Origin of the sequence: Chitinophaga sp. (genome assembly GCF_035761305.1) — a bacterium.
In the GTDB taxonomy this organism is placed as follows: Bacteria; Bacteroidota; Bacteroidia; order Chitinophagales; family Chitinophagaceae; genus Chitinophaga.
Genome location: NZ_DASTRI010000157.1, coordinates 1 through 10,819 on the forward strand (window position 1 = coordinate 1; position 10,819 = coordinate 10,819).

11 protein-coding genes are annotated in these 10,819 nt (G+C 46.2%); 2 read left to right on the forward strand and 9 right to left on the reverse strand.

Annotation, left to right across the window (positions count from 1 at the left end; translation table 11 throughout):
* The 9 genes from VFS25_RS13740 to VFS25_RS13780 form a co-directional block, all read right to left on the reverse strand.
* A partial coding sequence (locus tag VFS25_RS13740) for a DUF520 family protein (RefSeq protein ID WP_326462728.1) occupies positions 1-398 on the reverse strand: 398 nt, incomplete at its 3' end.
* Positions 399-535: 137 nt separating this feature from the next.
* A complete protein-coding gene (locus VFS25_RS13745) occupies positions 536-1,267 on the reverse strand; it encodes a head GIN domain-containing protein (protein WP_326462729.1) in 732 nt (243 codons plus the stop codon).
* A 74-nt stretch (positions 1,268-1,341) separates the two neighbouring features.
* Complete coding sequence (locus tag VFS25_RS13750) at positions 1,342-2,418, reverse strand: hypothetical protein (protein WP_326462730.1); 1,077 nt, start codon at positions 2,416-2,418, stop codon at positions 1,342-1,344.
* Complete coding sequence (locus VFS25_RS13755; protein ID WP_326462731.1) at positions 2,408-2,968, reverse strand: hypothetical protein; 561 nt, start codon at positions 2,966-2,968, stop codon at positions 2,408-2,410. Before VFS25_RS13755 ends, VFS25_RS13750 begins: the two co-directional genes overlap by 11 nt.
* Positions 2,969-3,056: 88 nt before the next feature.
* Positions 3,057-3,593, reverse strand: coding sequence for an RNA polymerase sigma factor (locus VFS25_RS13760; RefSeq protein WP_326462732.1), 537 nt, complete (start codon positions 3,591-3,593; stop codon positions 3,057-3,059).
* 271 nt (positions 3,594-3,864) lie between these two features.
* Positions 3,865-6,333: a TonB-dependent receptor gene (locus tag VFS25_RS13765; protein WP_326462733.1), complete on the reverse strand. Its 2,469-nt coding sequence runs from the start codon at positions 6,331-6,333 to the stop codon at positions 3,865-3,867.
* Positions 6,334-6,843: 510 nt separating this feature from the next.
* Positions 6,844-7,275 (reverse strand): hemerythrin domain-containing protein, encoded by a 432-nt coding sequence (locus VFS25_RS13770; RefSeq protein WP_326462734.1) that lies wholly within the window; start codon positions 7,273-7,275, stop codon positions 6,844-6,846.
* Between the two features lie 5 nt (positions 7,276-7,280).
* Entirely contained in the window at positions 7,281-8,444 is a 1,164-nt protein-coding gene (locus tag VFS25_RS13775) for a prolipoprotein diacylglyceryl transferase (RefSeq protein WP_326462735.1), read from the reverse strand.
* A 136-nt stretch (positions 8,445-8,580) separates the two neighbouring features.
* Positions 8,581-8,994, reverse strand: a complete 414-nt coding sequence (locus tag VFS25_RS13780) for a BrxA/BrxB family bacilliredoxin (protein ID WP_326462736.1) — start codon at positions 8,992-8,994, stop codon at positions 8,581-8,583.
* Positions 8,995-9,251: 257 nt separating this feature from the next.
* Here VFS25_RS13780 and VFS25_RS13785 point away from each other — a divergent pair, with 257 nt between their 5' ends.
* Entirely contained in the window at positions 9,252-9,701 is a 450-nt protein-coding gene (locus VFS25_RS13785) for an Hsp20/alpha crystallin family protein (RefSeq protein WP_326462737.1), read from the forward strand.
* Positions 9,702-10,017: 316 nt separating this feature from the next.
* Positions 10,018-10,734, forward strand: a complete 717-nt coding sequence (locus VFS25_RS13790) for a hypothetical protein (RefSeq protein ID WP_326462738.1) — start codon at positions 10,018-10,020, stop codon at positions 10,732-10,734.
* The last annotated feature ends 85 nt before the right edge of the window (positions 10,735-10,819 follow it).

Genomic DNA, 10,819 nt, shown 5'->3' on the forward strand with positions numbered 1-10,819 from the left:
GTTACCCGTATAATATCATCCATAATGGCGGCCTGTACCTTTAAGCCCGAATCCTTGATCATTTTTACGATCTTCTTGGCATCGTCCTGCTTAATGCCGTTGCGGACCGGTATTTCCTTTTTAAGCACCTTACCGCTCTGATAAGGCTCCTTGCTCTGGTCATAAATAGCCGCATCCAGGCCTTGCCGCATGGTACGGCTTATCAGTACTTCTATTACCTGGTTCAGCTTCATATCACTCTCTACCTCCAGGTTCAGCACCAGGTCTTTTTTATTCAGCTCAATGCCAACATGGGAGTCCTTAAAATCAAACCGGTTGGTGATTTCCTTCTTAACAGTATTAATGGCATTATCCAGTGTCTGAACGTCTATTTTGCTAACAATATCAAAGGATGGCATAACTAAAATGCTTTAATCATTCATTCCGGCAAATATAAAAAAAATTCCCGCCCCAGGGTGGGACGGGAATAACCGTTAAATATTAAACTTGTTATCCAACTACCTTACCAGTAGATACCGGCCTGGGTTTAGCAAGCTTAGCCTTCCTTCGAGATCCGGCCCATTCCGGAAACAGATTGGGAGATAGAAGGATTGCCTTTATACTTTACATTTCCCATACCGGAAACGCCTACTTCTAATTTTTTCTGCGCATTTACATTAGCGTTGGCGCTGCCTGAAATACCAATGCGTACATCATCTGACTGCAAATCAAATGCAGCTATATCTGCCTTGCCGGAAACGCTGTAGTGAGCCTGCGCTGCGCTGCCTTTCAGCTTTACATTGCTGGCGCCTGATACCGCAACCTTCATACTTTGCGCATCTACATCCAGGTCTGCATCTGCCGAACCGCTGACAGACAGTTCCAGGCTGCTTGTTTTCAGCCTGCCCTTGCTGTAAAAGCCACCCGAGCCGCTGGCTGCAAGCTCGTTTACCTGCTCCATGGTTACATATACATTTATTGGCCGGGTAGGCTTTAGCTGGTAGCCTTTTTTCACCTTGATCTCCAGCTCATGCCCGTCAATTTCTGTTTCTATATAAGGCAGCAGGTTACTTTCCGCTTCTACGGATATAGCATGCGTATTGCCCTGCTGTATATAAACCTTAAACTCACCGGAGGTACCTATATCTCTGAAAGCAGTAGCATTACGTTTTTCCTGCTTTACATCACCATTCCCTTTTATGCGCTCATGCTCCTGCATTGCAAAGGAAGATAATACCAGCACTGCGGCCAGCAACGGAATGCCCAGGAGCCAACTATTTTTTTTCATGACGATGGATTTTTTAGATCAGTGAATGTTTTGTTTTATTATAAAGTTTTAGAATGGCCGTATAGGCGTTTATGTTACTGCTCCTTAAAGTTCACATCACTTTGCGATCCGTTAACAGTGAACATAGGCGATTGCTCGTTACCACTGGCGGTTGTAGCGCTATATGATAAACTGGTATTCTTTTTAACAGAGGTTACATTTTTTACCGGCAGGTTGCCTGTACCCAGATCTCCATAGTTTAAATTAACGGAAAGCCGCAGCGCTACCCTGGGTGCAAATATGAATTCAGCGTCGCTGTAGGTAAGCTGCATATCCCCTCCCTTAAAACCGCTGTCTACATATTTTACCTTTACATCACCATACACCTGGCGCAGGTTCACGCTTTCCTTCAGGTTGGAAATATTAAAGTCGCTGTAGTTGGAAACCGCGTCTATGCTGCCTACCTGCCGTATCTTGTAATCACTGTAATTGGCTTTTACCACCAGGCTGCCCAGGCTGCCCAATGCATAATCTGAATAATTGGATTTGGTTTCCAGCTTGTCAGCTGCATCACAGCGGATGTCGGAATAATTCGCCCTGATCTGCAGGTCGGCCGCTTTGTCTATACGGCCCTTGCTGCAATAGTTCATATCCATTTCCAGCGATTTGGCTGCTTCCCGTATGGCGTAAAAACAATAGTTCAGGCGCATTTTGGCATTAAAGGGAAGCTCGTCGGTGATCACATCACCGAAATTATTTTCCAGTGCAAGCATGTCCAGGCTTTGCGGCACATACAGCTCGTAGTCGATATTCACATAATCTTTAGAGTCTTTTTTGTCGCCCCAGGAAAACCATTTACCGCCTTTACCGGGATTGTAGCTGGTTTGCAGGCTTACTGAGCTGGCATTTGCATCGGTTTGTATGTCAACACTGTTGGCAATATCCTGTGCTTCTGAAGTGCTTTTTCCATAACCGGTAATAATAACCGTTGCTTTTATCTGGTTCTTCGGCCAGGTATGAACAATGATCTTTCCGTACTTATTGCGCACTTCCATCTTAGCATTGCTGTTCACTGTAAATTCTTTAGCTACCGTGCGCTTGAATTCAATGTCGCCCTGGTGCGCGCAGGCCCATAACGGAAGTAAAAGAAAGAGTAGAATTTTAGATTTCACGTTCATGTTGTTTGAATGTTTTGGTTGCAGGCTGTTTTTCCCGCAGTTCTTCGAGTATTTTATCCAGTAGGTCCAGCTTCATCTGGTAATAGCGGATCATGGCAGAGCGGATGCGTTCATTACCGGGATTAGCCTGCAGCTCTTTTTCCAGCATCCGGTAAGTATCGTTACGCAGCTCCAGCTCCTTACGCGCAGCACTGTCCAGGCCAAGCTCCGCTGCGGAGTACCGGTGTATATCTTCCAGCTTTTGTTCTATCTGGGTGGTATAATACTGCTTGGCTTCCTGCAGTTCGGGAGATATGGCGCCCAGGTCTTGCTGCTGCTTTTTGAATTGAAGGAACTGGTATATCATTACACTATTCACCACCAGCACCAGCACAACAGCCGCTTTTATCCAGTGGCGCTTAAACATCTGCACCACTTTTGGTGATGGCGAATGCTGCGCTTTCAGCTGCCGCTCCAGGCTTTTCCACACATGGGCGCCCGGCCCCTGCTCCTCAAATCCGGCCCTGTGCTGCCGGATAAAATCCTCTAAATTGTGTTCTGACATGCTTCTTTTGGATTTTTTGAAACCAGCAGTACTGCGCAAAACGTAAGATCAACCTCTGCTTTGTACCGCTTACTTCATAACCGCTACTTCATATTTTCTGGCTAACCAGCTGCCTCACTTTCTCTTTTGCCCGCATGTACTGGGTTTTCACGGTAGATTCCGATATATCCAGCATGCCGGCAATTTCCCGGTGAGAGTATTCTTCAAACAGGTACAGGTTCAGTACAGTCTTATACCCTACCGGCAATGCTGCAATAGCCTCTTTTACAGCGTTTACCGTTCCGGCGAAACCTGCTTCGTCTACTGCCGGCTCCTCCTGTACTTCTACCTGGTCTACCTCTTCAAAGTATACCTTTTTACGGCGTAAATAGCTCAGGCAATGATTTACCACAATCCGCTTTATCCAGGCAGTTGCGCTGCCCACCTGCTCCAGCTTGCCAATGTTCCCGAATACCTGCATAAAGGCCTCCTGCAGAATATCTTCCGCGTCTGTTGCATTCCCTGTCATTCTAAGACAGATGTTGTACATGGCGGCGGAGTAAGCGTCGTACAGCTCCTTGAAAGCACGTACGTCACCCTTTTTACATCGGGCTACCAGCTGGTCTGTTACAGGCGTTGGATTCAAGTTGTTGGTTAATCTTTGCATTATAAAGACGATGAGGTAAGAAAAGGGTTGCATGCCCATCGGAAAAAATCGCGGAAAAAATAGAAACGCGGCCTACAGGGCCGCGCTTCTTCCATCCTTATATATACCTAAAAACCAGTTGGCAGTAGTAACGGGCAGCTAACAATTGAGAGGATTTTTGGGGTCGGATGAAGACCACTATTGATTCTCAACTATTTAACAGGTTTTAATGGCGGCAATTGCCTGTTACCTGCTACTAACTGCCAACTGATCAGTTGCCTCCTCCTTTTACACGGCTCTGTTCATCTTCCAGCCCGGTTTTACGGTTACGGGCGGCTTTTACATTGGTATTGCCAAAACGGTAGGTGAAATTCAGGCGTACCTGCTGGCTTTCCCATTTGGCGGTTACAGCCGTGTAGTGACCGGCGTTATCAAATGTGCCGCGGAAGCGCTGGTTATTGAAAATGTCGCTCACATTCAGCTTAATAGTACCTTTCTTTTGCAGCACCTGTTTGGAAATACCCCAGTCCAGCGCATACATGGCTTTCATTTTAAACAACCCTTCCTGGGAAATCTGCGGCGACACGTAAAAGAACACTACCTCTGTGCTGAACCCTTTGGGCAGCGTAAAGGTGTGCTGCGTGCGGCCAAAGAACCCCGCAGCATCCAGGTTTACCAGGTTATTATTTACCACTGTCTGGTACTTGCTGTAATTGGCCGACAGGTTAGTGAAGCTGAACCACCATTTGGTAATGGGTAGCGGCATGGATATATTGAGGTTAAAGTTATCTGACTTGGCTACGTTCAGATACTTATACTTCATTACAATAGTATCACCGGTAACAACATCACGGTCGGCTTCCAGTATCTGCGTGATCATGTCCTTTGTATGGCTGTAGCCCACAGAGGTGATCAGGAACTGCTTAAAGGTATGCGTGATCTCGAAGTTGTTGGAATACTGCGGCCGCAGGTACGGGTTGCCGGCTGCCTTGGTATAACGGTCCAGGTAATATTCAAACGGGTTCAGATCTTCGTAGCTGGGGCGCTGTATGCGGCGACTGTAGGAAATACCCAGCTGGTGGTTCTTACTGGCGGCATAACTTAACGCTATACTGGGAAACAGGTTAAAATAAGTGGTATCATTTATCGTGTTCAGGGTAATGGAAGTGCCCTTTACATGGGTTTGTTCACCACGCAGGCCTACCTGCACCCCCAGCTTTTTGAATTGCTTGTTAAAGTTAACGTAAGCGGCGTTAATGTTCTCCTTATATATAAAGTGGTTAGAACGGTTGGCGTCATACACCCATGTTTTATTCCGCAGGGAGTCAAAGCGGGCGTCGTTATCAGATTCCACGAAGCTTACTTTAAAACCGGCTTCCAGTTTGGCCCCGTTCTTAAAAGGATTTGTATAGTCGGCCTTGATGGTTTTAATGTCAATGGTAGACGGCTGCAGGTTGCGGGAAGTGTCGCCGCGCAGGTAGCCTTTGTTATTCCCTTCAAAAGTAGAGGCAAAGATGTTGGCATGCTGGTCCTGCGTATTGCGCGCATAGTCCACATCTACATTCAGCTCTTTACCACTGGTGTCCAGCACACCTTTATAGTTCAGGTTATAGGCCCAGCGGTCCCACCTGGAACCATTTTGGGTATTGGTAATCAGGGTAGAGTCAACCCGCTGCCCGTTGCCAATAAGTGTTGTAGCTGTACCCGGGCTGCTCCAGTTATTAAAAGAGGCATCTACCATTACCCCTACCGTGTGGTTTTTGCTTACAAAGTAGTCTACACCGGCTTTAACAGCGTGGTAGTCCGACTTATTCTTCATAAGATTCTGCTGGTCAAACACATTAAACTCACCGTTGTTGGTGCCGGAGCGGTACAGGCCCAGGCGCTGGTCGTTAGCGCGGTGGTTGTAGTTATAAGAGCCAAACAGGTTTACCTTGGCTGCGCGATGGTTCAGGTTTAAACCGCCGCTGTACTTGGTAGTGCGGCCCTGTGCAGCGCCCAGGTTCACACTACCGTTAGTACCGTAACTGCGGTTCTTTTTCAGCTTAATATTAATGATCCCGGCGTTGCCCGCTGCATCGTATTTGGCGGAAGGATTGGCAATGAGCTCTATCTGCTCAATATTATTGCTTGGCATGTTTTTCAGCATCTGGGCAACCTCCTGGGAACTCATATTAGTGGGCTTACCATCTATCATAATAATTACCCCGTTCTTTCCTTTCAGGGAAATGTTATCATCTTTATCAACGTTAATACCGGGCGCTTTTTCCAGCACCTCCATGGCAGTACCGCCGGAAGCTACAATGCTGTTTTCCACATTCACGATCATTTTATCGGCGTGCTGCTCTATAAAAGGCTTTCTGGCGGTTACGTTCACCTCTTTCAGGTTCCGGGTATCTGCGGTCAGGGCCAGGGACGCCAGTGCTACCGGCTTTCCGTTTACTTCAAACGGCTGGCTATACGCTTTGGTCATGCCTATATAATAGGCAGCTACCAGGTACCGGCCTTGTTTAATATTCTCAAATTCATAGCGGCCGCTTACATCCGCTATGGCCCCTTTTACCAGGGAGGAGTCTTTTGCCTTTAATAAGGTAACTGTGGCAAACTCCATGGGCTTGTTGCCGGCCTGCGTTACCTGGCCGGTAATTTTTGCGGGGCTGGATGATTGAGCGAAAGCTGGTTTCAGGGAAGCGCTGCTGATGATGCTACTCAAGGTTAACAGCGCAATTAAATGTTTCATATAAGGCGGATTTAGATTTATAAACTTTTAATCATTAACGGTTTTTAGATCAACTATAGAACCTTTCTTTAACAACTACAGTGTAAAGGTAGGTATTATGCATTGCACAGTACATAGTATTACACAAACGGTCACTAAATGGGGACGATTGGTAAAAAAAGTAAAGGAAACAATTTACATGACGATTGATGCTTGAATTTGTTACAGATTAGTTCCTATGCTACACTATTGTACTAATAACACGTTAAAGGTACCCTGGCTAAAGGGTCAGGGCAAAGCTTTTTAGGTAAAATGAGGTTTTTAGCCGGTAAATGGCGGTGTGTAGATAAGTTTGTGAAAAAAAGGCGGTGAAACCGGTGCACGGCGCAGCTACCGGGTATTGTTATTGGCTGTTAGTGTTGCCGGGTGCAGGCCAAACACGGGCAGCAGGCGCCGGCATTGAACGCCCCGCGTTCAATATACAGTATCGGTATTAAGCATTTCCGCTTGAAGTCCGGCAATTCAACCCACCTACTGATTTTCCCAGCAGATGCTGTCCAGCAGGGCCGACTGGTTTTGCTGCAGCTGCTCAAAAAATACCTGCTCCTCCTTTTGGATATGTGCTTCCAGGCTGCGCGCCAGCTGGTCCATAGCTGTTTCCAGGTTTGTTTGCTCGGTAAGTGCGCTGTACATACGCGAAATCTGCTGGTGCTCCACCAGCAGCTCCTGTATAAGGGCGTCCAGCGCAGCGTTTTTTCCCGCGCATATCTCAAACAGGTATTCTTCTTTTTGAATATGCGGCACCATTACTTCCTGGAACACTTTTACTATATAGGCCAGCTTGTCCGCTGTTTCTAACGGAACCCCTTCATGGGCGGCAGCATCTGCTTTCAGATAGCTGCATACAAATAATAAACGCTGGTGCTCGTGCGATAATGGCGCCAGGGCTACATGATGAACCATAATAATCAGGCGGTAGGTTTTGCGGAATAGGCTCTGCGGCGGCTGTACCAGATAAATAATGCGCCCCCGATAACCATCAGGGTAGAAATAATCTCTGCCTGTGTGGGATGGAAGCCAAAAATATCATACCGGGTATTTACCCTTATTTTTTCAATAAAGAACCTTTCAACACCATTCATCACCAGGTAAATACCAAATATTACACCTGGCGTTTTTATTTTTTTACGAATACTCCACAGTATCACAAACAGCAGCAGGCAGGCTATAATCTCATATAACGGTGTGGGATATACGGGCAATTCCAGCATGCGGCAGTAGCGCCCGTCGCAGCCGGGAATGGGAATACCTTCATTTATTACATTGTGCGGGTAGTTAAATGCCCAGGCCCAGTTTGGCAGCCAGGAAAACGGGTTGGGATGCGTGTTTACAATGCCCCAGTCGCCATCGCCGGCAAAGTGGCAGCCCATACGGCCTACTCCGTAGGCAAGCATCAGCGCAGGTGCGGCGCTGTCTATCAAATGAAAAGTATTGATTTGCTTTTTAGTGGCATATCTTATTATAACAATAGCCGCAACAATAAGCCCGCCGTAAAAGGTAAGCCCGCTGAAAGAGATGAGGGAGCCAACGGGGTCCTGCACAAAATCATTCCAGTTCTCCAGGTTATGGAATATTTTAGCGCCTATTAACCCCGCTATTGCCGCCATTACTGTAAAATCCGGCACACGCTGGTGCGGCATTACCATAATGGTTTCTTTTTTGGGCGTGGGTAAAGTTTTCTTTTTCCGGCTGTTATATTTTAACCAAACCAGCACGGCTGCCAGTAATATACCGGCCGGCCAGCTACCCTGGGCCGAGAACAGGAACCCCTGCAGGTTCTGCGCAACGGCTTCACGGGCCAGTATAGCGCCTATCAGTTTAAAACCAAGCAGAAAACCCAGTACCCCGTTCCATATCAGCTCCGCGCTGCTGGCTGGTTTTCCTACCTCTATTACTTCCGGTATTCCATGCAGCCAACCCAGCTTTTCTCTTCTTCTCAGCTCAATGGTTAGTACGTATGCAGCTGCCAGGAAAGCAACGGCTACAAAAAAACCAAAAGTCTGGAAGATTTTCAGGAAAGGGAGTTCAACGCCAAACAGGTCCTTAAATGCGTAATATAGATTAGGATACATAGCAGCAAAAAAAAATTTGGTGATCTGAATTTTCCTATGAACAAAGCCGAATTAGTCAAAAGGAAAATCAAACCACCAAAGTAAGTTGGAAAAATCGCAATTTCCAAATTCCCCCTGTTAAGCAAGGAGGAATTTTTTAGCAGTACTGTTCAAAAGCATCTACCAGGTTGGCTGCGATCATTTGGGCCGGACGGCCTTCAATCATATGACGCTCAATGAAATGTACCAGTTCGCCATTCTTAAACAATGCGATGGAAGGAGAAGAAGGCGGATAAGGCAACAGGTGTGAGCGCAGCTGCTGTACAGCAGCCATATCAAAGCCTGCAAAGCTGGTTGTCAAACGGTCTGGTTTTTTTTCGCTGTGGGCTACGGCCATTAAAACCCCCGGACGGGCGCTGCCGGCTGAGCAGCCGCATACGGAGTTGATCATGACCAGGGTAGTACCCTCTTTCTTTAAAACATCATCTACTGCTTCGGGTGTCAGCAGTTCCTCAAAGCCGTTATCTGTTAACTCTGCCTTCATGGGCAGTACTAATTCCGCGGGATACATATTGTTATAATTTTTTCTGGTTTTAAAGTTTAAAACTGATTGCCCACAAAGTTAATTATATAAGCTCACTTTTTAAAAATCATTCAAAAAAGACTTATTGACATACTATCGTTACCAAAACAGCCAATATGTCATTGTCAACGTAGTGACAGCTGGCAAAATAACCCTTTTTATGGCATGGTACTCCATTTGATTATACCCCAATGTTGCACAACAACAAAATGGTTAAACCAAAAAAAATTAAAACTTTATAAGCTATGACACTCGTAAAATTCAATCATCACCCTGCACACAGAACCTTCGGTGGCCTTGTTGACGAAGTATTTAACAACACCGCCAAATTATGGAAAGATGATTTCCTGACCAGCGACTTCTTCGGTACCTATCCCCCGGTGAACATCAGCGAAAGCAAAGAAGCTTATGCGCTGGACATATTAGCACCTGGCTGGTCTAAAGAAGACTTTAAAATTAGCCTGGAGAATAATGTGCTGAGCATCAGCGCGGAAAAGAAGGCTGAACAGAAGCGTGACGACCAGAAACAGATCCGCCGCGAATTCGGCTTCCGTTCTTTTAAACGTTCTTTCACCCTGGATGAAAGCGTAGACGCTGAAAAGATCCAGGCTAAATACGAAAACGGCGTTTTAAACCTGCAGCTGCCTAAAAAAGAAGAAGCACAGCCCAGGAGTAAGTCAATATCAGTTGCTTAAGTGTTGAGGATTAATGGATTAGTGGATTTTGTGTAGCCCCGGGGCCTGGTTGCCCCGGGGCTTTTTTATATCCTTACGCCTTTTATCTTTCATACAATTCACACAAACGTTTAACAGCTATGCTATTTTAATATGATAATTTGCCTCTTGAATTAAAGTTTTTATGGCACCCAAAGCCAAATATAGGTGGGCAATACCCGGAAAACTCTATGCAGCAGCTGAAAAAGCTGTAATCGGCGAGGCATTAAGGAAAACACCTGACAGCCGGGAACACTATAATATTAAACTCATATTCGATTATCTTTTCTTTCACATTTTGTTGATAGTACCGGAAGTATTTTTTACCCTGTACTTCCAGAATATGCAGCAGCTGCTGCTTTATCCCTTTTTCCTGGCTATGTGCCTGCTGTGTATGAGCATGTTGAAAAAGCGGGTATCTACCCCCGCCACCGGCGCAGTAGCTTCCTTTACCACCCTGGTTTTCGCCATGCTGTCCTCTTTCCTGAATAACCAGGATATAACCCTTTGCTATGGCACAGTATGGATACTCAGCATCCTGTTCTGCTACCTTACCACCACCCTGCCCACTACCTTAATAATGGGCAGCCTGCTGTGCGGCTACCTGGGACTGGCTGCCTATATAAAGGTGCATCACGTAATATCTTTTGCAGCACCGGGGTATTCCATTGAAAACCTGTATGGGGCAACGCCGGTTATTACCGCCCTGTATATATTATTTATTATAAGGGTGCTGGGCCGGCACTATAATCATATAATGATAATGGAGCAGCGGCTTAACCTGCAAAAGCAAAGGCAGCATGCAGCCCTTATCCGTCAAAATCTCACCAAACAGTTTATACTGGTAAAAGGCTTGTCGCGCTCGGGTAAAACCAAATACCTGGAGGGTAACCTGGAGCTGCTGGAAGCCTGCCTCACAGAAATTGAAAAACAATGTGAAACAGCCATTGATCTGCTGCAGCAGCACGCTCACCCCATAGCGGAGCTGGAAGACAATAAAAAAGCCCCTCATTGATGTTGAGGAGCTTTCATTCCAAGGCATAGGTCAGGAATTAAGTTTACATTCCATAGGTAGTTATCAGGAATAATATCATTCCACA

Excerpts from the sequence above, each read along its gene's own strand:
- VFS25_RS13775 (WP_326462735.1), bottom strand. The coding sequence starts at position 8,444 with ATGTATCCTAATCTATATTACGCATTTAAGGACCTGTTTGGCGTTGAA.
- VFS25_RS13780 (WP_326462736.1), bottom strand. The coding sequence starts at position 8,994 with ATGTATCCCGCGGAATTAGTACTGCCCATGAAGGCAGAGTTAACAGAT.
- VFS25_RS13770 (WP_326462734.1), bottom strand. The coding sequence starts at position 7,275 with ATGGTTCATCATGTAGCCCTGGCGCCATTATCGCACGAGCACCAGCGT.
- VFS25_RS13755 (WP_326462731.1), bottom strand. The coding sequence starts at position 2,968 with ATGTCAGAACACAATTTAGAGGATTTTATCCGGCAGCACAGGGCCGGA.
- VFS25_RS13765 (WP_326462733.1), bottom strand. The coding sequence starts at position 6,333 with ATGAAACATTTAATTGCGCTGTTAACCTTGAGTAGCATCATCAGCAGC.
- VFS25_RS13745 (WP_326462729.1), bottom strand. The coding sequence starts at position 1,267 with ATGAAAAAAAATAGTTGGCTCCTGGGCATTCCGTTGCTGGCCGCAGTG.
- VFS25_RS13785 (WP_326462737.1), top strand. The coding sequence starts at position 9,252 with ATGACACTCGTAAAATTCAATCATCACCCTGCACACAGAACCTTCGGT.